Genomic DNA, 20,715 nt, shown 5'->3' on the forward strand with positions numbered 1-20,715 from the left:
AATTCGCTTTATTCTCTTTTTTATACAGCAAATTAATGTGAATACATTAATGTCTTGGCGTATGGCGGGTTGGCGTTGCCGCACGCGTCGTTTTAATGGCCGTACTGCTACTGGTCGGGCAAATAAACGTGCTCAGGCAGGCATTACAGAGCATGGCATTTGCGTGATGAACTTTTGCCACGGCCAGCGCCTGCTGCCGGGTATAAAGTGAACCAATAAAAATGCGTTTGTCGTTCTTTGACAGATTAACGCAACCTTCTTTGTGTAAAATCCATCCACCCATGGGGCGCGGGCACAGATAATAATAGCTGGCTTTGAGCATGGTAGTCATCCTGATAGTTGCTGTATGTATCTTAAAAAACGAACCAAAATTCGTAAGAGGTTTTTGTTGTAATCTGAAGTGTTATTAAACTAACTGAGAATTATCCCTAAAACCACTTTATTGCGTAACTCAAACTGACTTTGAGAATATGCCCTTTTTTGCCGTTTGCATCGCTTCAGGCATTCGACGCACTGAAACATACCTACCCGTTTTACACCCCCGATTGTATTTGTAATGCTAATGCATCAATAAATCAGCAAAACTTAAAATAATGCATTAAAAACAACAGGCTAATGATTAAACCGGCAAGCATTCCCTGTAAGTACCCACCGTTATGATTAGAGTCACAACTAACAAAGTTAACCCCCGCCGGGGTAAGTATGAGTATTGGTAAACAGAGACTGAAAAAGAAAAAAAGCAGCCTCCAGTGCCCCTTTAAGCGAAGCGCCAGTGTGCCCGCCGTCGGGGATTTATCAATACCGCCGTGTGCAAAGAATAGGAATGGGCTTGAAAAAGTAAAACGATCGGTTTACTTTTGAGTAATGAAAAAGAGAAACGATATCATTATCATTCAGGCTGCCGAGCGGCTCTTCTACACACATGGCTTTCACGCCACCAGCACCGATCAACTCTGTCGGGAAGCCGGCGTCTCTACGCGTACGCTTTATCATCATTTCGCTTCACGCGAAGCACTGACCTCTGCCGTGCTGAGTGCGCGCGAGCAGCGTTTTATGGCTGAATTGCTGCCACCGCAACAGCCAGAGGCGATAGAGCAGCTGTTTGTGGTGCTGGGCGACTGGACAAAGGCGAACGGTGCCCACGGCTGCTTTTTCCTGAAAGCCTGGGGGGAATACGCTGAGCGTGACAGTGAGCTGGCCGCTCAGGCACTGGCCTTCCGTGCCACAATGCGCCACTACATAACACAGTGTGTGACGCATCTGTACGGTGCTGAAGATCGGCAACTGAGTGATGCCATCTGGATTCTCTTCGAAGGTGCGATTACCACGGCGCTGCTCACCGGTCCCGCCGCAGCCCGACAGGCGGCTCAGGTCGCCCGTCAGTTACTGCGTCAAAACGGCGTGACCGGATGAGATCGACTACCGCTCTGGCACTCACCGGCTTCAGTCTGATCGCCGCGACTTATGGCATGGCCCGCTTCTCATGGGGATTGATGCTGCCCGCTATCTCGTCAGATATCCCGTTTACCCCACAGCAGGCGGGGTTGCTGTCGGCATGCAGCTTTGCGGCTTACTGCTTCACTATTCTCACTTCTGCCGCGCTGACAGATCGCTATGGCACACGCGTGACCGCGCTGCTGGCCTCACTCAGTGCAACAGCAGGTCTTCTTCTGCTCGCCAGTGCCTCGTCAGTACTGATGCTGGCGGCCGGACTGTTTATCGCCGGATTGAGTTCTGGTCTGGCTTCACCCGCACTGGCTGCGGTGGTCAGTCACAGAATTCCTGCAGCACGTCAGCCGCGCATAAATACCCTGATTAATGCAGGTACCAGCGCGGGCATTATCCTGACGGTAGTGATCCTGAGCATGCTGCCAGGCGGCTGGCGCGCGGCCTGCCTGCTGTTTGCCCTGCTATCACTATTCTGTGTGCTGCCGGTAATGCGCGTGTTAAAGGATCAAGCGGCGGAACGCACCTCCAGAGTGCGTCACTGGCAGCAGCGATTGTATCGCCGCGCTATGCGCCAGCTGATGGGTATCGCGCTGACGTCGGGCCTGGTCAGTGCAGCCTGGTGGAGCTTTGGGTCGGCGCTTCTGCGTCAGCATGTCAGTGTTGATGCAGAAACCGCCCGCTTGCTCTGGCTGATTGCGGGAAGTGCAGGCATTGTGGGTGCGGCAACCGGCCTGGCCGCTGCCCGTATAGGGCTAAATGGCGTTTACCGGCTGTCATTGTGTGGTATGGCACTGCCGCTGCTGGTGCTGGCCCTGAGTCATGGTGAATCTATCGGCTTAGGTATCGCGGTTGCCTGTTGCGGCGCAGGTTACGTTACCCTGTCGGGCGTGCTGTTGGTCTGGGGCGCGCGCGCCACCGCCGAAGATCCGGCGACTGGCGTCGGCATCCTGTTTTTTATGCTGGCGGTAGGTCAGGTTGTGGGATCGCTGCTGTTTGGGCAGCTCTACGCCTGCTGGGGTGCCACTACGGCCTTAACGCTCTTTGCGATCGTTGCCCTGCTGTTGCTGTTTGTTGTACCGGCAGAGAACAGCGGTGAGGCGGTTAAATAAGCAGATTCAAATGAAAGGGATAAAATCGCCGGTAAACGTAATTAATAGTCGCTAACGTGCCATGCCAGACAGCCCGAAAATAGGTATCCGAATAATGAGGCGTAATAATTTTACGTGGCGGGCTATCGCGTGATAACAATCACCCACGCTAATCAGATAGCGCGGATATTTTTAACGCGAGGATTAATTTGCTGCTGGAGCAAATCGTCTTCAGGACCCAGGTAATAAGGCACAGCGCACTGTCTACCGTCTTTAGTGAAAATAATCTGATTGTCGTGCAGAAATAGCGCCGTGAAATGGCCCAGCACCACGCCATTTAATTCAAAGCAGTGATTTCTGGCTGCATGCAGCCCCTGCTTACTATTCAGAAAATCCACAAATCGCATCACGCCACGCCTCCAGATAAATAATCGCCCCTGCCCTGATTGCAAAGATAATAACGTTAACTCTGGTCCGGATCATCTGACGAACACCGTTTTCAGAATAGGCTTAACCGCCATTGAGTCGTGGCACTAAATCCACCTGTTTTATTTAACTATACCTGCCAGGACTTTTCCTGGAGAACGGCGCTATAAAAAATCATTGAAAGGCGAAATATTTATATTGCGACCTCTTACCTCTCGCTATACCGTTGTTTTTCATCAGGTGCAGATTGTTGGGGTAAAACCAGATAATGGAAATTTTTGAGGCTGATGAGCGCCACATCACAGCGATTCAGCAAATCTACGCCTGGCATGTCATTAACGGTACCGGCTCCTTTGAGACCGTGCCGCCCGACGCTGTCGCGATTGGCGAGCGGATCGGTAAGATCCAGCAGGCGGGCCTGCCGTGGTTCGTCGCTGTCAGTGAGGGTGACGTCCGTGGATTTTGCTATCTGGCTCCCTATCGTCCACGGCACGCCTACAGGCATACGCTGGAAGACTCCATTTATGTCGATCCCGGATTTCAAAAGCGAGGAGCCGGTTCACATCTGTTAGCACATGCCATCAGATGGGCTGAGCAGGCAGGATATCGCCAGTTGATCGCTAACATTGGTGACAGCGAGAATCAGGGTTCGCTTGCCCTGCATCGCGCAGCGGGCTTTGAAATGACCGGCATTCTGCGATCGGTGGGTTTTAAACAGGGCCGCTGGCTGGATACCGTTTTTATGCAGCGCACTCTGGGCGCGGGCAATTCAGCGCTACCGATTACAGACTAAATATTGCGCTGGCGAGAAAGGCACACGGCCCCACGTTCTCCCGTGGAGAACCTTCTGGTAAAGTGCGTTAACAAAAATTAAAAATTCCGGAAAACTTTATGTTGTCGACAATCATTTATCGCAGCCACATTACAGAGAATGTGCCGCTGAAAACCCTGAATGATCTGGCGTTAAAAGCGAATAAAATCAATAAATCATCCAATGTCACCGGAATTTTGCTGTTCAATGGCACGCACTTTTTCCAACTGCTCGAAGGTCCAGAGGCGGCGGTTAAGTCGGTCTACAGCCGGATTTGCCAGGACCCGCGCCATCATAATCTGGTCGAACTGCTGCGCGACTACGCCCCTGCGCGTCGTTTTGGTCACGTCGGAATGGAGCTGTTCGATCTGCGGCTGCATGATAAAGAGACGGTGCTGGAAGCGGTGCTGGCAAAATGCACCACGAAATATCAGCTGACCTACGCTGATCGTGCCCTGCAGTTCCTGCGTACTTTTGTCGAAGCGCGGGAAAAAGAGAACTATTTTGAAATTCCAGCCGCCAGCGGCTGGACGTTTATCCGTAACGAATCAGAACAGCGCGAAGGCGACGCGGCACTGTTGGCAGAGAATGCCGTCAGTTTTGCTTTTCAGCCTATCGTCGACCCTTTTGCCTGCGAAATTGTCTCGCTTGAGGCCCTGCTGCGTGGCCCTAAGGGTGAATCCCCGCTGGCCTATTTTTCCCGATTGTCACGGGAGCAGCTCTATCAGGTTGATCTGACGTCTAAAAAGGTCGCGTTTGCCCAGGCAAAGCAGTTGGGAATCGAGGGGATGACCCTGTCGATCAATCTGCTGCCGATGACACTGGTGGAAATGCCCGACGCGGTGCCGTTTTTGCTGGCTGAGATTGCTGCCCAGGGGCTGGTACCGGAGCAGATCATGGTGGAATTCACCGAGAATGAAATCATCTCGCAACCTGAGGCATTTGAAGCCGCTATCAGGCAGCTGAAAGCAGCCGGCATCAGCCTGGCGCTGGATGATTTTGGTGCCGGCTTTGCCGGGCTTTCGCTGCTGACCCGCATTCAGCCCGACAAGATTAAGATTGATCGTGCCATCATTTCGGATGTGCATAAAAGCGGGCCCAAGCAGGCGATCATTCATGCCATTCTGAAATGCTGCTCCTCGCTGGAGATCGGCGTTATCGCCGAGGGCATTGAAAAGCCAGAAGAGTGGATGTGGCTTGAAGCGGCAGGCGTGACTCAGTTCCAGGGTTTCCTGTTCTCACAACCGCAACTTAATGGCCTTGCAGCCGTCGCCTGGCCGGAGCTGGTTTAATCCCACTGCGATTTGGATGAATTTTCAATCCCCTGCCTTGCTGGATTTCCCGGCGGCTGCTAAATAATTAACAGCGCCGGGGGATCATCTTTCTGTCATCTTCCCGCGTCACAGTCAGACATTACCCAATCAGTGATTAAATGTTTAGCAGTCAGATGTTCAGTGTTTAGGCCAGCGCTACGCGCCATGCGTGCGACGTGACTCCAGGGACAGCATTTGAGGAACTGAATGAAGCAAATCATCCGCGGTGATAAAGAGCCCTCCCATATCCTGGCAGCGACCCGTGCGCTTGAAGCGCACTACTCACGCTACGGAGAAGGTAATAAGTACCATCCCATTATCTATTCCATCGCCTACCGCAGCCGGTTTTACCAGGTTGAGGTGATTACCCGACGCGAAACCATGGTTGCTACGGTCATTACCGGGGTCCGCAATCTGACACACCTCTCCGGCGCCGCCTGACGGCCGCTTGTCATAGCGCGGGGGCAAAGTGCCCCCGCCATTCCCGCTTAACGGCGATAGAGAGAATTGGCAGGATAGATTGCGCCAATCACGCTCTTTTCCCGTGCGCCTGTAACCGCAGGCAGATTGCCCGGCAGGCCGGAGAGTGTGCGAAACGCCAGCCACGCAAATGCCAGCGCTTCCATGTCATCGCCACTGATTCCCGCCGCATCAGTAGGGGTGACTTCCGTTCCGGGAAGATGCGCCGCCAGGCGCGCCATCAGCTGGGGATTACGACTCCCGCCGCCACACACCAGCAGACGGTCGCAGCCATCATTGAGTAACACCTGCTGCGTGATAGTGATGGCGCTGAGCTCAACCAGTGTGGCCTGTACATCCTGTGGGGCCAGCCCCGGAAAATAGCGCAGATGCTGTTCAAGCCAGCCAAGGTTAAAGTGTTCGCGCCCGGTGCTTTTCGGCGGCGGCAACGCAAACCATGGCTCACGCAACAGCGCCTCCAGCAGTGGCTGAATCACGGTTCCGCTGCGCGCCCACTGCGCATCTTTGTCATAGGGCTGCCCCTGATTGCGCCAGATCCAGGCATCCAGCAGCATATTCCCCGGGCCGGTATCAAAGCCGCGCACCGGCTGACCCGGGATGAGCAGAGAGAGATTGGCAATGCCACCAATATTCAGCACCATGCGGCGTTCAGTGGCATCCATCAGCAGCGCCTGATGAAAGGCAGGCACCAGCGGCGCACCCTGCCCACCCAGCGCCATGTCACGGCGGCGGAAGTCACCCACCACCGTCACGCCGGTCGCCGCGACAATCTGATTATTGTCACCTATCTGCAGCGTATTCGGCGCGTCACTCTGGGGCTCATGCCAGACGGTCTGACCATGACAGCCAATCGCCGTGATGTCACTGGCCTCCAGCGCTTCGCGTTTCATCAATGTCACCACGGCATCAGCAAAGAGCTGGCCGAGGCGGGTATCGAGCTGGCCAAGCTGTGACAGCGTCAGAGTTTGCCCCTGACACACTCCCAGAATCGCCTGACGCAGCGCGGCTGGCATCGGATGGCAGTAGCTTGCCTGCTGTGCCACCATATTTTCATCAATGGCAGCCAGCACCACATCCACCCCATCCAGGCTGGTGCCTGACATCACACCGATATAGCGTCCTGATTTCATAGCTATTCCTTACTTCCGGCAGGAAGTGCAATTCGTCTGCGGCTAGCCTGACAAATAATGATCGCTAATTCTATGATTAAATTGTTTTTATCCAATCGTGCTCACTGATAACGTAAGGGGACTATTTTTAGACCACGATTGAATTATTGTTAATCCTGCATAGTCTATGCTTCGTTCAACCGTGTTTTATTCGGACAGGGATTAATTTGCCAGGTTTGTGTCTTATACTGTGTGCAGGATACAGCGGTAAACGTGGCGCCTTCTCGACTAAAGGAGTTTCAAATGATTAAGCGTGTAATTGTGGTCGCTCTGACCGGTGCTATGCTCGCAGGTTGTAGCAATACCAGTACGCTGTCGGGTGATACCTACAGTGCCAGTGAAGCAAAGCAAATCCAGAGCGTTTCGTACGGTACCTTAGTCTCCGTTCGTCCTGTGAAGATCCAGGGCGGCGATGAGAGCAATGTCATCGGTGCCATTGGTGGTGCGGTGTTGGGTGGCTTCCTGGGTAATACCATTGGTGGCGGCACCGGACGTAGCCTGGCGACAGCCGGTGGTGCCGTTCTGGGTGGCGTTGCGGGCCAGGGCGTTCAGGGCGCAGTGAATAAAACGGATGGCGTAGAGCTGGAAATCCGCAAGGATGATGGCAACACCATCATGGTGGTTCAGAAACAGGCTGCCTCGCGGTATTCTGTTGGCCAGCGTGTTGCAATGGCATCCAACGGCAGCCAGGTGACGGTTTCACCTCGCTGATGTTGTGAAACAAAAAACCGACGCCTGGGCGTCGGTTTTTTTATTTCTCTTTGTTCTGAAGTTCGAGAATATTTTTCTCAAGCCGGGCGATCAGCGTCACCATCTGACGGATCTCTTCCTGGCTGATGCCGGAAAGAATGTCATCCCGCGTCTCATCAATTACCGTCTCAACCTGTTCGATAATCGGCTCAGCCTGCTGCGTCAGCTTAATGCGCTTGGCACGACGATCGTTAGCGCAGGTCGAACGGGTTATAAGTCCTTTCTCTTCCAGCTGATCCAGCGTGCGAACCAGCGAAGGTTGTTCAATCCCAATTGCTTTGGCTAACTGAATCTGCGACTGTTCTGGCGGCAGTTGATGAATATTGTGCAACGTCACCCAGTGTGTCTGAGTCAGCTCAAGCGGTTTCAGCCGCTGATCAATCAACGCGCGCCAGATGCGCACCAGGCGAGATAAATCCGTTCCGAGGGGCGTATCCATTTCATCTCCTTATAATTAGCTTGCTAGCTATCAAGCCAGATTTTACACTATTCTGCGAGTTTACAGGACAAATTACAAATCCCGGGCCAGGCCACGATAACGCGGCAGCGCATCCCGTCTGCTGTTTGGGTTAACGAAGGATGTTATCACGTGCTCACTCCTGCTTTTTCAGGTGAGAACCCGCTGACCGATCTGGTGGTTGGCGCCTCACTCTTTTTCCCGCCTATGTTCAAGGCGGTGATCCTCGGTTTCTTTTTCTGGCTGCTGATTCACCCGCTGGTGCGCGGCTGGATCTACTCCGGTGATATCTGGCATCCCACCCTGTTTGATCTCTCCCTGTTTGTGCTGTGCGTCACCGCCGCTCTCTGGCTCATCGGTCATGGATAATCGATATGAAATTTAACGCGGTAAAATATTTTTCAACGCTCATTGTCTTTGCACTGGCGTTACTGGCCGGCGGCTGGCTATGGAACTACTACATGCAGTCGCCCTGGACCCGTGACGGGAAAGTGCGGGCAGAGCTGGTGGATATCACGCCTCAGGTCTCGGGCCGGGTTACGGAACTGAAGGTCAAAGACAATCAATTTGTGCACAAGGGCGAGCTGCTGGTCACGCTGGACCCGGTGCCGTGGCAGATTGCGCTCGACAACGCCGCCGCTCAGCTCAGCAAAGCGCAGGCGGACCTGGCGAAAGCGCAGCATGAATTTAACCGGCGCAGCAGCCTGCCGCGCAACATCATCTCCGCCGAGGATCTCGATGCGGCACGCTTAAGCGCCGGAGCTGCGGCGGCCAGCACTAAAGCCGCGCAGGCGGAGTGGGAACGGGCACGCTGGAATCTGCAACAGACAACGCTGACCGCACCGGCGGATGGCTGGATCACTAATCTCACGCTTCGGCCCGGCAGCTACGCCACTGCGGGTTCGCCTCTGTTTGCCCTGGTCGACAGCCACTCTTACTACGTCATGGGCTATTTCGAAGAGACCAAGCTGCGCCATATTCATCCGGGCGCAACGGCACAGGTGGTGCTTTACAGCAGTAGCATGCGGTTGCAGGGCCAGGTGGACAGCATTGGCCGCGCCATCTATGACCAGAGCATTGAGACTGACAGCGGCCTGTTGCCCGATATCAAGCCAAACGTGCCCTGGGTGCGGCTGGCGCAGCGGGTACCGGTACGCATTCGTCTCGATTCGCTTCCGGCCAATGCTGATCTGGTGGCCGGCACCAGCTGCACCATCACCATCCAGCCATGAATGTTCAGTGGCTGGCCTGGGATCAACTGCCCTGGATTAAAGCGAACAGAGGCCAGTGGCGCTATGCGTTACGTAACGCGATCGCGATGTGTCTGGCACTGAGCATCGCCTATGGACTGGATCTCGATGAACCCTACTGGGCGATGACCTCTGCCGCCGTGATCAGCTTTCCCACCGTTGGCGGCGCGATCAGTAAAAGTCTTGGCCGCATTGTCGGCAGCCTGCTGGGGGCCACCGCCGCACTGCTGATCGCCGGCCACACCCTGAACGAGCCCTGGCTGTTTACCTTTGCCATTGCCGGCTGGCTGGCGCTCTGCACCGGCATTTCGAACCACTACCAGAACAACGTCGCTTACGCGTTTTCACTGGCGGGTTACACCGCTGCCATCATCGCTTTCAGCAGCGTGAATATCACCGATATCACCACGCTGTGGACGATTGCGCAGGCACGCGTCTGCGAGGTGATCTCCGGCATTCTCTGCGCCGGATTGATGATGATGGTGCTGCCGAGCACCTCGGATGGCGAGGCGCTGATTACCTCACTGAAGCAGATGCATGCCCGTTTGCTGGAGCATGCGGTGTTACTGCTGCAGCCCTCGGCCAGTGATACCATTCGTGTCGCGCATGAAAACGTCATCAGCCAGATCCTGACCATGAATCTGCTGCGGATTCAGGCGTTCTGGAGCCACTACCGCTTTCGCCGACAGAACAACGTCCTGAACTATGTGCTGCATCAGCAGCTGCGACTCACCAGTGTGCTTTCGAGCCTGCGGCGCATGTTGCTGAACTGGCCCGACGCGCCAGAGCCGCTGTTTGACGCCTTGCAGTGCCTGCTGGCTGAGCTGGCGAAACCGGCGTGTGATAAATATCGTCTTGCGCAAATCCTGCGCAGCGTGACGCCTGCCGCGGACGGTGACTACCGGCAGCGCGCGTTTTGTCAGCGGCTGCGCTACTTCTGCTGGATGTACCTCAACGTGCTGCGCTGGATTCGTCTGCTGGATCGTGCCGATGCCGATACCCGTTTTCAACCCCCGCCGGTTCCGGCGCTGGCGCGCGACAGTGACAGTGCCGAAGCGGGCTGGAGCGCCCTGCGCACCTTCTGTGTGATCGTGCTGGGCTGCGCCTTCTGGATCAATACGCAATGGTCTTCCGGTGCTTCCGCGCTCACCCTGACCGCCATTGCCTGCGTGCTTTACGCCTCCGTGCCCTCACCCGGTGGTAGCGTCACATTGCTGCTGAAAACCCTGTTATGGCTGTTTGCGTTTAGCTTTGTGATGAAGTTTGGCCTGATGGTGCAGATCAGTCAGCTGTGGCAATTTTTACTGTTTCTGTTTCCGCTGCTGGTGACGCTACAACTCTTCAAGCTGCAGCAGAAACAGCGCGCCGGGATGTGGGGACAGTTCATCGTCTTTATGGGCTCGTTTATCGCGGTGACAAACCCACCCACCTGGGATTACCAGGACTTTTTCAACGATAACATTGCCAAGGTGTGCGGGGTATTGCTCGCCTGGCTGGCGTTCCAGATTCTGCGGCCCAGCTCTGATGCGCGGCGCAGCCGACGCCATATCCGCGCGCTGCGGCTGGAATTCCTCGATCAGCTGCGGCAGCGGCCACGACTCAGTGAGAGTCGCTTCGAATCGCAGATTTACCACCGCATCAGCCAGCTCAGCCATAGCCGGGATGAGCAGGCGCGCACCTGGCTACTTCGCTGGGGCGTAGTGCTACTCAACTGCTCACATATTGTCTGGCAACTGCGTGAATGGCGCGCCGGTTCGGCGGCCCTGACAGGTTTTCGTGATAGCAGTCTGCACAATCTGCAGCAGATCATCAGCAGCCGTGGCGTGCGCCACAGCTCGCTGGATCAGATGCTAAGGGAACTGGAGGAGAGTATCACCGCATTACTGGCGCTGGAAAACAACGAAGCCAGCGAACTGGCTGGCATTATCTGGCGTCTGCGCTGTTCGCTCGCACAACTGAAACAGGCGGTGCCGGCGTGATTACTGGCAATATTGCTGTTGCTGCCGGTTAAAATCTTCCTGCAACTGCTGCAGCGTTTTATGGCCTTCAAATCGGGTTTTATCCATTTCGGTCATCGGTTCAATGACCAGCGCTTTCTCGTCGGGTGAAAAGATGAAACGGCGTGTCAGTTCAGTGCCGGTAAAACTTTGACCATGAATGCCACCACACACCATCGTCATAGTGTGACGATAAATGGTGGTATCCGTAAAATTGGTTTCGGTTGCGCTACGAAAAACCTGATCACAACCCTGCGCTTCCAGCTTACGCACCCTGCTGCGGCTCAGCCATTCACGACCCTGAGCAATCTTTTCACAGGTGGTACGCATCGGGCTGGTATCAATGGTGCGCTGAAGTTCACGACCGGTTTCGGTCACCAGCTGCGTATCGTTGGGTTTATCGCATCCCACCAGCAGCAGACATAGCAGTAATGCGCCCTTGAATTTCATTATCCTGCTCCTTTCCCCATCACGCTTTCTTACCTGAATCAACATCATAGGGGGGAAATGTCAGGGATGGTACAACATTTCATAAACAGTCAGGAGAAAATCGGGCGGCCATTATCTGCCGCCCTGACACTCAGATTACACCGCAGGCATAACGCGCCCCGCCGCCGCCCAGCGGTTTAGGATGATCGGCGTGGTTATCCCCGCCAGCATGCACCATCAGCGCTTTTCCTTTGATCTCGTTTAAGGATTTCAGACGAGGTGCCAGCACCGGATAGGTTGCATTGCCTTTGTCATCGACATAAATCGCAGGCAAATCCCCGAGATGTCCCTCAGCGTAAGGCCCCAGATGTTTGCCACTGTTGGCAGGATCAAGGTGACCGCCCGCCGCACCGGCGGCGACCACTTTGCCTTCTGACTCGCCCGGCTCACAGCTGCCTTTAGCATGGACATGGAAACCATGAATGCCTGGCTGAAGGCTCTTCAGATCTGGCGTGAACTGCAGACCATACTGTGTCTCGTCAATTTTTACCGTGCCAACCGATTTCCCGATGCCTTCAGCGGTAACCTGATGGACCGTAACCTGCTCGCTGGCAGCCTGTGCTGCACCGCAGGCGATCAGGGCGAATAGCGCAACAGCTTTCATTTTCATGATGACTCCTTTTGCATCCCAGGGATTGAGGTAAGTCTGGTCGCTGTTGCGCTATTTTGCTGAAGATTGACGCACTTTTACGCTTCAGGGCACATCAAATCCCAGCGCCGCCTTACGAATGCGGAACCACTGCTGACGTGTCAGCATGACATTCAGTGCGCCAGCGGCTTCGCTGACCCGGGATGTTTTACCTGAACCGATAATTGGCAGCGGGCGCGACGGCAGCATCAGTATCCAGGCATAAACGACCTGATCCAGGCTGGTGGCGCCCGTTTCCTGCCGCACAGCTTCCAGTTCGTTACGCAGTGGCTGATAGTGCGGATCGTTAAACAGGCGGCCTCCTCCCAGACAGGACCAGGCCATCGGACGAATGCGCAGTTGCTGGCATTGATCCAGCGATCCATCCAGCAGCACGCTTTGCTGAACCGGTGAAATCTCCAGCTGATTGGTGACCAGCGAGAACGGCAGGCGGGATTGCAGCAGGGAGAACTGAGAAGGTGTGAAGTTTGAGACGCCAAAATGCAGAACCTTGCCGCTCTGATGCAATGCCATAAAGGCTTCAGCCACGTCGTCAGCCGCCATCAGCGGATCGGGCCGATGGATCAGGAGCAAATCAAGGCGATCGGTGTGGAGATGGCGCAGCGAGTTTTCAGCGCTCTGCAGGATATGGTTTTTATCGGTGATGTAGTGGCCAATCTGATGCTCAGGCCGGGCGCGGGTAGCAATACCGCATTTGGTCACAATCTGCAGCTGGTCGCGCAGTCCGGGTGCCAGTTTCAGCGCCTCGCCAAATGCCGCTTCACACTGGTAGTCACCGTAGATGTCGGCATGGTCAACGGTGGTAATGCCAAGCCGCAGATGGTGCTCAATAAACGCGACGCGCTCCTGAGGTGACATGCCCCACTCCATCAGGCGCCAGTACCCCATAACCAGCGGTGAAAATTCGGGCCCCTGTGAAGCGATGGCTTGCGGTTCTAACATGACGTTCTCCCTGTTGCGCATGGGCTGTAATTAGTGTGTCAGAGAGTATAACGGAAAGCGCAAAGTCGTCAGAATAACTCTGGCTGTTGTGGCTCGGGTGGCTCGTCGCCTTTCTGTTGACGCTGCAGACGCTGTCGACGCTGCTGACAAAGGCGTATCACCTCACGCTTTTGCGCATCACTAAAGCGCAGCCAGTTGAACCGCTCATCGCGGCTGCGTAAACATCCCAGGCAGTAACCGCGTGCATCCGTCTGGCAGATGCCGCGACAGGGGCTGGGAACCGGAAAAAACTCAAGCTGCTCGGCCACCACGACTCCAGATTCATTAACTAAAAAGCAAAATCAGTCCACTCAAAAGCGTAGCCTGGTTGCGCAGGAAGAAAATCCTGACCGGTCAGAATTATCCTTTTCTTTCTCTCTGGGGTGAACACTCTGTGCCAAATGCAACAGAGTGAGTTGCGTTAGACCGACTGGTCTACTAATCTCAGAGCCATGAATAAGACGCTGCAACGTAATGAAACCCGTGAACACCTGCTCCAGACAGGGGAGACACTCTGTCTCCAGCGCGGCTTTGCCGGAATGGGCCTCAGTGAGCTGCTGACGCAGGCGGCGGTGCCGAAAGGCTCCTTCTACTACTATTTCCGCTCTAAAGAAGCGTTTGGCGTGGCGTTACTGGAACGTTACTTTGCGCGTTTCCTGCAGGATGTTGAGCTGCAGCTCAACCAGACCAGCGGCACCCCGCGTGAGCGTCTGCTGAACCACTTTCGTGCGGCCGTTGAGCTGTTTGTGCAGCAGGGTCACATTATGGGTTGTCTGGGCGTTAAGGTCTCCGCTGAGGTATGCGATCTTTCAGAGCCAATGCGTGATGCACTGCAGCAGGGCGCAGCGAAAATCACGGCCCTCTACGCCCGGACGCTGATCGCTGCAGAGCAGCAGGAGTCGATGAACCTGCCACAGCCTCCCGCGCAGATGGCCGAATTACTGTCGTTGCTGTGGCTTGGCGCCAGTCTGCAGAGCAAAATTTCCCGCGAGGCGCAGCCACTGCGTCTGGCATTGAGTACCATCGAACAGTGGCTTAAGAGCCACTGATTTTTAAAAAACGCATTTGTAGACGACTGGTCTACTAATCAGGAGCTATTATGGCGAGTACCCAGCTGTTTAATCCGCTGAAAGTCGGCGCAATTACCGTCCCAAACCGCGTATTCATGGCACCGCTGACCCGTCTGCGCAGCATTGAGCCTGGCGACATCCCTACCCCGATGATGGCGGAATATTACCGTCAGCGCGCCAGCGCCGGTCTGATCATCACTGAAGCGACCCAGATCTCTTTCCAGGCGAAAGGCTATGCCGGTGCACCAGGCTTACATACGCAGCCACAGATTGCAGCGTGGAAAGCGATTAACGAAGGCGTGCATCAGGCTGGCGGCCATACCGCCGTGCAGCTTTGGCATACCGGTCGTATCTCTCATAACAGCGTGCAGCCGGAAGGCAAAGCACCGGTGGCTCCCTCGGCGATAGCTGCAGGCACCCGTACTTCACTGCGTGCGGAAGATGGCAGCGTTTATCGCGAAGATACCTCAACGCCGCGTGAACTGACCGTGCCGGAGATCAAGCAGATCGTGGCCGATTTTGGTCAGGCTGCGGCCAACGCACGTGAAGCGGACTTTGATCTGCTTGAGCTGCACTCGGCGCACGGTTATCTGATTCACCAGTTCCTGGCACCAGACTCCAACCAGCGTACCGATGAATATGGTGGCAGCATTGAAAAACGCGGTCGCTTTGCGCTTGAAGTGGTTGATGCGGTGATTGCTAACTGGTCTGCCGATCGCATTGGTATTCGCGTATCACCTATCGGTAGCTTCCAGAATCTGGATAACGGTCCGGACGAAGAAGAAGCGGCACTGTGGTACATCGGCGAGCTGGCAAAACGCAATATCGCCTATCTGCACCTCTCTGAGCCAGACTGGGCTGGTGGTCAGCCTTACACCGACGCTTTCCGCCAGAAAGTGCGTGATCTCTTCCCGGGTGCCATCATTGGTGCGGGTGCCTACACCGTTGAGAAAGCGGATGACCTGATTGGTCGTGGTCTGATCGATGCCGTTGCCTTTGGTCGCGATTACATTGCTAACCCGGACCTGGTTGAGCGTCTGCAGCAGGATGCGCCACTCAATCCACAGCGCCCGGAAAGCTTCTACGGCGGCGGCGCTGAAGGCTATATCGACTACCCGACGCTGTAATCGTTTTGGGCTGCCGTCCGGGACGATGACAGCAGCCATTATTCAATGGCGATTTTCATCGCTATACTTATCGCCTGGGTCATCCAGCGATGGCGTTTTATTTAAAAGAGGATGTTATGCGTTTACTTCATACCATGCTGCGCGTTGGCGATCTGCAACGTTCAATCGATTTCTACACTCGTGTGCTTGGCATGCGCGTGCTGCGTCAGAGCGAAAACACCGAATATAAATATACCCTGGCCTTTGTGGGCTACACCGACGAGAGCGAAGGTGCGGTAATCGAACTGACCTATAACTGGGGCGTCGATAAGTATGACCTCGGTAATGCGTATGGCCACATTGCACTGGGCGTGGATGACGCGGCAGCTGCCTGCGAACGCATCCGTAAAGATGGCGGCAACGTGACGCGTGAGGCTGGCCCGGTCAAAGGCGGCTCTACCATTATTGCCTTTGTTGAAGATCCCGATGGTTACAAAATCGAGCTGATTGAAAACAAAGATGCCGGCAACGGCCTGGGCAACTAAACCTGCCCCTCAGCCTGCCCGTTCGGGTGGGCTGAATCCCCTTCTCTGCGCTTCATCTGCTGCACCCGGCCCCGTTTTTTGCCATAATACGCGCTGCCCTTTTTCTGCAACGAGATCCTGATGTCTGAATCGAACTCCCCTAATGCACTCAATCAACGTTTCCGTGGCTTCTATCCGGTGGTGATCGACGTTGAAACCGCAGGTTTCAACGCGCAAACCGATGCGTTACTGGAGATTGCCGCCATCACGCTGAAAATGGATGAAGAGGGCTGGATTCAGATTGACCAGACGCTGCATTTCAACGTCGAACCTTTTGTCGGTTCGCTGCTGCATCCTGAAGCGCTGGCGTTTACCGGTATCGATCCCAGCAATCCGCTGCGCGGAGCAGTCAGTGAATATGAAGCGCTGCACGCCATTTTTAAAATGGTGCGCAAGGGCATTAAGGACAGTGGCTGCAATCGCGCCATTATGGTGGCGCACAATGCTACTTTTGACCTGAACTTTATGTCAGCGGCGGCGGAACGTGCCAGCCTGAAGCGCAATCCGTTTCACCCCTTTGCCACCTTTGATACCGCGGCACTCAGCGGACTGGTGCTGGGTCAGACGGTACTGGCGAAAGCCTGCATTGCGGCGGGAATGGAGTTTGACAGTACCCAGGCGCATTCGGCGCTTTATGACACGCAGCAGACAGCAACACTGTTCTGCGAGCTGGTGAACCGCTGGAAACGCTTAGGTGGCTGGCCACTGCCCTTCGCGGAAGGCGATACAGAAGCCAGTGCATCCGCATAAGGGATGCTGCAATGGAAAAGGCCGACGTGATGTCGGCCTTTTTTTATTCTGCTTCTTTAAATTTTTCTGCAGTCTCTTTGATCAGCGTCTGCAGTTCACCACGCTGTAACATCTCAACGATGATGTCGCAGCCACCGACCAGCTCGCCATCAACCCACAACTGCGGAAAGGTTGGCCAGTTAGCGAATTTCGGCATCTCGGCACGAATGTCCGGGTTCTGCAGAATATCCACGTAAGCAAAACGCTCACCACAGGCTGACAGCGCCTGTACCGCCTGTGCAGAGAAACCGCAGCTAGGCAGTTTCGGGGAACCTTTCATGTACAGCAGGATCGGATTTTCTGCGATCTGGCGCTGAATTTTTTCTACAGTACTCATAATTGCCTTCCTTAAATCGTGACTTCGTGTTTGTTTATTGTAGCGACTTCGCAGCGTGACTGAAAACGAGATTTTGTCCGCTACCGATTATACCGCCATCATTGTTAAGTCCTGCAGCGGGATGCACGACCCTCTGATTATTAACAGCGGGTAACAGTTTAATAATTCGTAATAATTTCGCTGATATAAGACGCTGAAAATGTTCATTTTCAGCGCGATTACGTGGGTTGCACAGATTAATATTAAAAGGCATTACAGTTTTTAAACGAACTGGACTAGAATGGCCTGGGCACTGATCCTGGATCAGATTAATCTCAACTTTGTCGCGGTGCGTAGTGGCCCTGACAACTTAACTAATCAACGGACTATGCGTTTAATCATTACGCTTTTCATGCTGGCCATTGCGCAACTGTTTTTCAACGTCGCTGCTGCTTCACCGCACACGCCGGTGAACGTCAGTACGCATAAAGCAGAAAAAAAGAGTGCGCGCGACGATGAACGCCGCAAACGTCGCCAGGTAAAAACGGTGACGAAAAAGACTCGCCTCAGCCCTGTTCAAAAACTCAAAACGAAAAAACAGAAAAAAGTCGAACTCACTGCCAAACAGACGCCTGCTAAGAAGACCTCGCTTAAAACCGCCCGTATAAGCAAAAGCCTGGAAAAGAACAAAGAGAAGAAACGCTATGGCCATCAGCGCCTGCTAAAAACCGCTGAGGTCACCACCAGCGAACCGGGCACAATTAAAATGAGCAAATCCCACCGTCAGCGTTATCAGAAGGCTCGCGAAACCGCGATGACCAAACTGATGGGCCAGCTGGGTAAACCTTATCAGTGGGGCGGCACTTCGCCGCATACCGGCTTCGATTGCAGCGGCCTGGTCTGGTACGCCTATAAAGATCTGGTGAAGTTTAAGATTCCGCGTACCGCTAATGAGATGTATCACCTGCGTGACGCCGCACCCATCAAGCGTGAGTCGCTGGAGAAAGGCGATCTGGTCTTCTTCCGTATTAATGGTCGTGGTACAGCGGATCACGTTGGCGTGTACCTGGGAGATGGCAAGTTTATCCAGTCACCGCGTACCGGAAAAGACATTCAGATAAGCGCATTAGGGGAAGATTACTGGCAGCGCCATTACATTGGTGCCCGTCGTGTGATGACGCCGAAAACCATACGCTAATCAGAAAACCGTCGTAAAAAGCCGGGAGATTCCCGGCTTTTTTATTAGTGCAGAATGGCGGTAAAACTAAAGGCTACAATCATCAGCAGACAGCCCGCAGTCGTCATTAAAGCCAGTTTAAGATCGGTACTCATTGCTTGCTCCTTAGTCACACAATTTGTGGGGATATCGCATTTTCCCACAGGGCCCGGTAAAAATCTCGTTTTATCCGTTCAGCCTTGTTAGAATCCCGCCTTTGTTGCGCAACGCGCGCAATCCTGATTCCGTTTGCGCCGGTTTTCAGGCGTTTTATTTTCGCCAGCGGCCTGTAAACCGGCCAGAAACGCGGCATTTTTGCGGAAAAAACCCTGAGCAGACGCAAACGTTTAACACTACGCTTATCATAGAGTTAGATAAGCACTGGAGTCCGATTTTCATGGCAACAATTAAAGATGTGGCGAAACGCGCTGGCGTCTCAACGACGACGGTTTCGCACGTCATCAATAAAACCCGCTTTGTCGCAGAAGAGACGCGCAACGCGGTCTGGCAGGCGATAAAAGAACTGCACTATTCGCCAAGCGCCGTGGCGCGCAGCCTGAAAGTGAACCACACCAGAACGCTGGGCCTGCTGGCGACCTCCAGCGAAGCCCCCTATTTCGCAGAGATTATTGAAGCGATTGAAAATCACTGTTTTGACAAAGGCTATACGCTGATTCTGGGGAATTCGCATAACGATCTGCAAAAACAGCGCGCCTATCTCAGCATGATGGCGCAGAAGCGTGTCGATGGTCTGCTGGTGATGTGCTCAGAATATCCAGACGACCTGCTGCAGATGCTGGAAGAGAACCGTAACATCCCGATGGTGGTAATGGACTGGGGCGAATCGCGCGCCGACTTCACCGACACGGTTCTGGATAATGCGTTCCAGGGTGGATATCTGGCAGGTCGCTATCTGATTGAACGCGGTCACCGCGACATTGGTGCTATCCCCGGTCAGATGGAGCGCAATACCGGTGGCGGACGTCACGCCGGTTTCCTGAAGGCGCTGGAAGAAGCCAGCATTCAGCCGCGCGCCGAGTGGATTGTCCAGGGTGACTTTGAGCCGGAATCGGGCTATCAGGCGATGCAGCAGATCCTGTCACAGAAACAGCGCCCGACGGCGGTGTTCTGCGGTGGTGATATCATGGCAATGGGTGCAATTTGCGCCGCCGACGAAATGGGTTTGCGCGTACCGCAGGATATTTCGGTGATCGGTTATGATAATGTGCGCAACGCCCGCTATTTCGCACCGGCGCTGACCACCGTGCATCAGCCTAAAGCCCAGTTAGGTGAAAAAGCGCTGGATATGCTGCTGGACCGCATCACCAGTAAGCGTGAAGTGTCACAGACGATTGAAGTCCACCCTACGCTGATTGAGCGGCGCTCGGTGGCCGACGGTCCATTCCGCGACTATCGCCGTTAATCCTCGCTTAACCACTCCTGATTAAGCGTTTGCGCATCACCCAGGTAGCTGAGCAACCAGCCAGTCGCCGGTGATGCGCGATCCTCAGCCCAGCTGACACAGCAGGGACTGTCCGGAAACGCCACCGGCAGGGTCAGTTCAACCAGATCGCCGCTGTCGAGCAGTGGCCTGGCAAGATGACCCGGCACCATCGCCACACACAATCCCGCCTGCACGCACTCCAGCCCGGTTTGCCATTCCGGCACCACCAGCCTGCGCTGGTTATCCAGCGTCCATGTCATTCGGCGCGGCAGTGCGCGTGAAGTATCTTCCAGCACCAGTGACGGCCAGCTACGCAGCGTGTCGTCATCGATCTGGCTCGCCTGCGTCAGGGGATGATCGGGCGCGACCACGCAGCGCCAGTTGAGCGTGCCCATATCGCGAAACGCAAAACGTCCGCCCACCGGGATCGCCTGGGTAGCCCCAATGGCCACTTCTACCCGGCCATCGGCCAGCGCATCCCAGACACCGTTAAAAACTTCATAGCTGATGATCAGCTCCATATCGGGGAAATGGCGATAGAAATCTTTAACCAGTTGCCGGGTGCGCTGAGGTTTAGCGATACGGTCAACCGCGATGCTGAGCTGACCGCGCCAGCCGTTGGCCAGCTGCTGACACTGTCGTCGTGTGGCTAGCATTTTTTTGATGACGCTGCGCCCTTCACGGACAAAATGCTCGCCTGCCGGAGTCAGTACCACTTCACGGTGCTGACGCTCAAACAGCGGCACGGCCAGCCAGCTCTCCAGCTGCCGCACCGTGTAACTGATGGCAGAGGGCACCCGATGTAACTCCTGCGCGGCAGCGCTAAAGCTGCCTCCACGGGCGACCGCGTCAACCACTTCTAATGCATATTCTGACCACAT

25 protein-coding genes are annotated in these 20,715 nt (G+C 54.7%); 15 read left to right on the top strand and 10 right to left on the bottom strand.

Features of this window, described 5'->3' with window-relative positions:
• Positions 1 to 46 precede the first annotated feature (46 nt).
• A complete protein-coding gene (locus tag P2R09_RS13325) occupies positions 47 to 322 on the bottom strand; it encodes a hypothetical protein (RefSeq protein ID WP_275770336.1) in 276 nt (91 codons plus the stop codon).
• Between the two features lie 542 nt (positions 323 to 864).
• Here P2R09_RS13325 and P2R09_RS13330 point away from each other — a divergent pair.
• The 5 genes from P2R09_RS13330 to P2R09_RS13350 all read left to right on the top strand — a co-directional run bounded on the left by P2R09_RS13330 (position 865) and on the right by P2R09_RS13350 (position 5,528).
• On the top strand, positions 865 to 1,413 hold the full coding sequence (locus tag P2R09_RS13330; RefSeq protein ID WP_275770338.1) for a TetR/AcrR family transcriptional regulator: 549 nt from the start codon (positions 865 to 867) through the stop codon (positions 1,411 to 1,413).
• Positions 1,410 to 2,558: an MFS transporter gene (locus P2R09_RS13335; protein WP_275770340.1), complete on the top strand. Its 1,149-nt coding sequence runs from the start codon at positions 1,410 to 1,412 to the stop codon at positions 2,556 to 2,558. The genes P2R09_RS13330 and P2R09_RS13335 overlap by 4 nt, the downstream gene beginning before the upstream one ends.
• A gap of 673 nt (positions 2,559 to 3,231) precedes the next feature.
• Positions 3,232 to 3,756, top strand: coding sequence for a GNAT family N-acetyltransferase (locus P2R09_RS13340; protein WP_275770342.1), 525 nt, complete (start codon positions 3,232 to 3,234; stop codon positions 3,754 to 3,756).
• Between the two features lie 98 nt (positions 3,757 to 3,854).
• Positions 3,855 to 5,066: a diguanylate phosphodiesterase gene (locus P2R09_RS13345; protein ID WP_275770344.1), complete on the top strand. Its 1,212-nt coding sequence runs from the start codon at positions 3,855 to 3,857 to the stop codon at positions 5,064 to 5,066.
• 228 nt (positions 5,067 to 5,294) lie between these two features.
• Positions 5,295 to 5,528 carry a DUF4060 family protein gene (locus tag P2R09_RS13350; protein ID WP_003850264.1) on the top strand — a complete coding sequence of 78 codons (234 nt, stop codon included), beginning with the start codon at positions 5,295 to 5,297 and terminating at the stop codon, positions 5,526 to 5,528.
• Between the two features lie 47 nt (positions 5,529 to 5,575).
• Here the strand turns inward: P2R09_RS13350 and anmK are convergent, their stop codons facing one another.
• On the bottom strand, positions 5,576 to 6,697 hold the full coding sequence (gene anmK, locus P2R09_RS13355; RefSeq protein ID WP_275770347.1) for an anhydro-N-acetylmuramic acid kinase: 1,122 nt from the start codon (positions 6,695 to 6,697) through the stop codon (positions 5,576 to 5,578).
• 282 nt (positions 6,698 to 6,979) lie between these two features.
• On the opposite strand from anmK, the gene slyB reads away from it, so the two are divergent.
• Positions 6,980 to 7,447 (top strand): outer membrane lipoprotein SlyB, encoded by a 468-nt coding sequence (gene slyB, locus P2R09_RS13360; RefSeq protein WP_003850267.1) that lies wholly within the window; start codon positions 6,980 to 6,982, stop codon positions 7,445 to 7,447.
• Between the two features lie 40 nt (positions 7,448 to 7,487).
• Here slyB and slyA read toward each other — a convergent pair whose 3' ends face one another.
• Positions 7,488 to 7,925 (bottom strand): transcriptional regulator SlyA, encoded by a 438-nt coding sequence (gene slyA / locus P2R09_RS13365; RefSeq protein ID WP_003850268.1) that lies wholly within the window; start codon positions 7,923 to 7,925, stop codon positions 7,488 to 7,490.
• A 150-nt stretch (positions 7,926 to 8,075) separates the two neighbouring features.
• On the opposite strand from slyA, the gene P2R09_RS13370 reads away from it, so the two are divergent.
• From P2R09_RS13370 to P2R09_RS13380, 3 genes are read left to right on the top strand one after another with little or no spacing between them, the layout of a single operon-like run.
• Positions 8,076 to 8,312, top strand: coding sequence for a DUF1656 domain-containing protein (locus tag P2R09_RS13370; RefSeq protein WP_003850269.1), 237 nt, complete (start codon positions 8,076 to 8,078; stop codon positions 8,310 to 8,312).
• A 5-nt stretch (positions 8,313 to 8,317) separates the two neighbouring features.
• Complete coding sequence (locus P2R09_RS13375; RefSeq protein WP_275770351.1) at positions 8,318 to 9,175, top strand: HlyD family secretion protein; 858 nt, start codon at positions 8,318 to 8,320, stop codon at positions 9,173 to 9,175.
• Positions 9,172 to 11,172 carry an FUSC family protein gene (locus tag P2R09_RS13380; protein WP_275770353.1) on the top strand — a complete coding sequence of 667 codons (2,001 nt, stop codon included), beginning with the start codon at positions 9,172 to 9,174 and terminating at the stop codon, positions 11,170 to 11,172. The genes P2R09_RS13375 and P2R09_RS13380 overlap by 4 nt, the downstream gene beginning before the upstream one ends.
• On the opposite strand, the gene P2R09_RS13385 is transcribed toward P2R09_RS13380, so the two are convergent.
• The 4 genes from P2R09_RS13385 to P2R09_RS13400 all read right to left on the bottom strand — a co-directional run bounded on the left by P2R09_RS13385 (position 11,173) and on the right by P2R09_RS13400 (position 13,578).
• Positions 11,173 to 11,640 carry a hypothetical protein gene (locus P2R09_RS13385; protein WP_275770355.1) on the bottom strand — a complete coding sequence of 156 codons (468 nt, stop codon included), beginning with the start codon at positions 11,638 to 11,640 and terminating at the stop codon, positions 11,173 to 11,175. It abuts the gene before it with no gap.
• Positions 11,641 to 11,770: 130 nt separating this feature from the next.
• Positions 11,771 to 12,289 carry a superoxide dismutase [Cu-Zn] SodC gene (sodC, locus tag P2R09_RS13390; protein WP_275770357.1) on the bottom strand — a complete coding sequence of 173 codons (519 nt, stop codon included), beginning with the start codon at positions 12,287 to 12,289 and terminating at the stop codon, positions 11,771 to 11,773.
• A gap of 84 nt (positions 12,290 to 12,373) precedes the next feature.
• Complete coding sequence (locus P2R09_RS13395; RefSeq protein WP_003850274.1) at positions 12,374 to 13,270, bottom strand: aldo/keto reductase family oxidoreductase; 897 nt, start codon at positions 13,268 to 13,270, stop codon at positions 12,374 to 12,376.
• Between the two features lie 68 nt (positions 13,271 to 13,338).
• Positions 13,339 to 13,578 (bottom strand): DUF1289 domain-containing protein, encoded by a 240-nt coding sequence (locus P2R09_RS13400; RefSeq protein WP_003850275.1) that lies wholly within the window; start codon positions 13,576 to 13,578, stop codon positions 13,339 to 13,341.
• Between the two features lie 183 nt (positions 13,579 to 13,761).
• Here P2R09_RS13400 and P2R09_RS13405 point away from each other — a divergent pair, with 183 nt between their 5' ends.
• From P2R09_RS13405 to rnt, 4 genes are all read left to right on the top strand, one after another.
• Positions 13,762 to 14,358, top strand: coding sequence for a TetR/AcrR family transcriptional regulator (locus P2R09_RS13405; RefSeq protein WP_003850276.1), 597 nt, complete (start codon positions 13,762 to 13,764; stop codon positions 14,356 to 14,358).
• 50 nt (positions 14,359 to 14,408) lie between these two features.
• Positions 14,409 to 15,506: an alkene reductase gene (locus P2R09_RS13410; protein ID WP_003850277.1), complete on the top strand. Its 1,098-nt coding sequence runs from the start codon at positions 14,409 to 14,411 to the stop codon at positions 15,504 to 15,506.
• A 116-nt stretch (positions 15,507 to 15,622) separates the two neighbouring features.
• Positions 15,623 to 16,030 (top strand): lactoylglutathione lyase, encoded by a 408-nt coding sequence (gloA, locus tag P2R09_RS13415; RefSeq protein WP_008926200.1) that lies wholly within the window; start codon positions 15,623 to 15,625, stop codon positions 16,028 to 16,030.
• A gap of 120 nt (positions 16,031 to 16,150) precedes the next feature.
• Positions 16,151 to 16,819, top strand: a complete 669-nt coding sequence (rnt, locus tag P2R09_RS13420) for a ribonuclease T (RefSeq protein ID WP_275770363.1) — start codon at positions 16,151 to 16,153, stop codon at positions 16,817 to 16,819.
• 43 nt (positions 16,820 to 16,862) lie between these two features.
• Here rnt and P2R09_RS13425 read toward each other — a convergent pair whose 3' ends face one another.
• Positions 16,863 to 17,198 (bottom strand): Grx4 family monothiol glutaredoxin, encoded by a 336-nt coding sequence (locus P2R09_RS13425; protein ID WP_170933470.1) that lies wholly within the window; start codon positions 17,196 to 17,198, stop codon positions 16,863 to 16,865.
• 364 nt (positions 17,199 to 17,562) lie between these two features.
• Between P2R09_RS13425 and P2R09_RS13430 the strand changes: the two genes are divergently transcribed.
• Positions 17,563 to 18,372 carry a C40 family peptidase gene (locus P2R09_RS13430; RefSeq protein ID WP_275770711.1) on the top strand — a complete coding sequence of 270 codons (810 nt, stop codon included), beginning with the start codon at positions 17,563 to 17,565 and terminating at the stop codon, positions 18,370 to 18,372.
• Positions 18,373 to 18,416: 44 nt separating this feature from the next.
• Here P2R09_RS13430 and P2R09_RS13435 read toward each other — a convergent pair whose 3' ends face one another.
• Positions 18,417 to 18,506, bottom strand: coding sequence for a YnhF family membrane protein (locus P2R09_RS13435; protein ID WP_010245592.1), 90 nt, complete (start codon positions 18,504 to 18,506; stop codon positions 18,417 to 18,419).
• A 281-nt stretch (positions 18,507 to 18,787) separates the two neighbouring features.
• Here P2R09_RS13435 and purR point away from each other — a divergent pair, with 281 nt between their 5' ends.
• On the top strand, positions 18,788 to 19,813 hold the full coding sequence (gene purR, locus P2R09_RS13440; RefSeq protein WP_003850290.1) for an HTH-type transcriptional repressor PurR: 1,026 nt from the start codon (positions 18,788 to 18,790) through the stop codon (positions 19,811 to 19,813).
• Here purR and punR read toward each other — a convergent pair.
• On the bottom strand, positions 19,810 to 20,715 hold the full coding sequence (gene punR / locus P2R09_RS13445; RefSeq protein WP_003850292.1) for a DNA-binding transcriptional activator PunR: 906 nt from the start codon (positions 20,713 to 20,715) through the stop codon (positions 19,810 to 19,812). The genes purR and punR overlap by 4 nt on opposite strands.

The organism is Pantoea sp. Cr_R13 (assembly GCF_029222565.1).
Classification (GTDB): Bacteria; Pseudomonadota; Gammaproteobacteria; order Enterobacterales; family Enterobacteriaceae; genus Pantoea; species Pantoea eucalypti.

Coding starts and splice junctions, on each gene's coding strand:
- P2R09_RS13325 (WP_275770336.1), bottom strand. CDS start 322: ATGCTCAAAGCCAGCTATTATTATCTGTGCCCGCGCCCCATGGGTGGA.
- P2R09_RS13330 (WP_275770338.1), top strand. CDS start 865: ATGAAAAAGAGAAACGATATCATTATCATTCAGGCTGCCGAGCGGCTC.
- P2R09_RS13335 (WP_275770340.1), top strand. CDS start 1,410: ATGAGATCGACTACCGCTCTGGCACTCACCGGCTTCAGTCTGATCGCC.
- P2R09_RS13340 (WP_275770342.1), top strand. CDS start 3,232: ATGGAAATTTTTGAGGCTGATGAGCGCCACATCACAGCGATTCAGCAA.
- P2R09_RS13345 (WP_275770344.1), top strand. CDS start 3,855: ATGTTGTCGACAATCATTTATCGCAGCCACATTACAGAGAATGTGCCG.
- P2R09_RS13350 (WP_003850264.1), top strand. CDS start 5,295: ATGAAGCAAATCATCCGCGGTGATAAAGAGCCCTCCCATATCCTGGCA.
- anmK (WP_275770347.1), bottom strand. CDS start 6,697: ATGAAATCAGGACGCTATATCGGTGTGATGTCAGGCACCAGCCTGGAT.
- slyB (WP_003850267.1), top strand. CDS start 6,980: ATGATTAAGCGTGTAATTGTGGTCGCTCTGACCGGTGCTATGCTCGCA.
- slyA (WP_003850268.1), bottom strand. CDS start 7,925: ATGGATACGCCCCTCGGAACGGATTTATCTCGCCTGGTGCGCATCTGG.
- P2R09_RS13375 (WP_275770351.1), top strand. CDS start 8,318: ATGAAATTTAACGCGGTAAAATATTTTTCAACGCTCATTGTCTTTGCA.
- P2R09_RS13380 (WP_275770353.1), top strand. CDS start 9,172: ATGAATGTTCAGTGGCTGGCCTGGGATCAACTGCCCTGGATTAAAGCG.
- P2R09_RS13385 (WP_275770355.1), bottom strand. CDS start 11,640: ATGAAATTCAAGGGCGCATTACTGCTATGTCTGCTGCTGGTGGGATGC.
- sodC (WP_275770357.1), bottom strand. CDS start 12,289: ATGAAAATGAAAGCTGTTGCGCTATTCGCCCTGATCGCCTGCGGTGCA.
- P2R09_RS13395 (WP_003850274.1), bottom strand. CDS start 13,270: ATGTTAGAACCGCAAGCCATCGCTTCACAGGGGCCCGAATTTTCACCG.
- P2R09_RS13405 (WP_003850276.1), top strand. CDS start 13,762: ATGAATAAGACGCTGCAACGTAATGAAACCCGTGAACACCTGCTCCAG.
- P2R09_RS13410 (WP_003850277.1), top strand. CDS start 14,409: ATGGCGAGTACCCAGCTGTTTAATCCGCTGAAAGTCGGCGCAATTACC.
- gloA (WP_008926200.1), top strand. CDS start 15,623: ATGCGTTTACTTCATACCATGCTGCGCGTTGGCGATCTGCAACGTTCA.
- rnt (WP_275770363.1), top strand. CDS start 16,151: ATGTCTGAATCGAACTCCCCTAATGCACTCAATCAACGTTTCCGTGGC.
- P2R09_RS13430 (WP_275770711.1), top strand. CDS start 17,563: ATGCGTTTAATCATTACGCTTTTCATGCTGGCCATTGCGCAACTGTTT.
- P2R09_RS13435 (WP_010245592.1), bottom strand. CDS start 18,506: ATGAGTACCGATCTTAAACTGGCTTTAATGACGACTGCGGGCTGTCTG.
- purR (WP_003850290.1), top strand. CDS start 18,788: ATGGCAACAATTAAAGATGTGGCGAAACGCGCTGGCGTCTCAACGACG.
- punR (WP_003850292.1), bottom strand. CDS start 20,715: ATGTGGTCAGAATATGCATTAGAAGTGGTTGACGCGGTCGCCCGTGGA.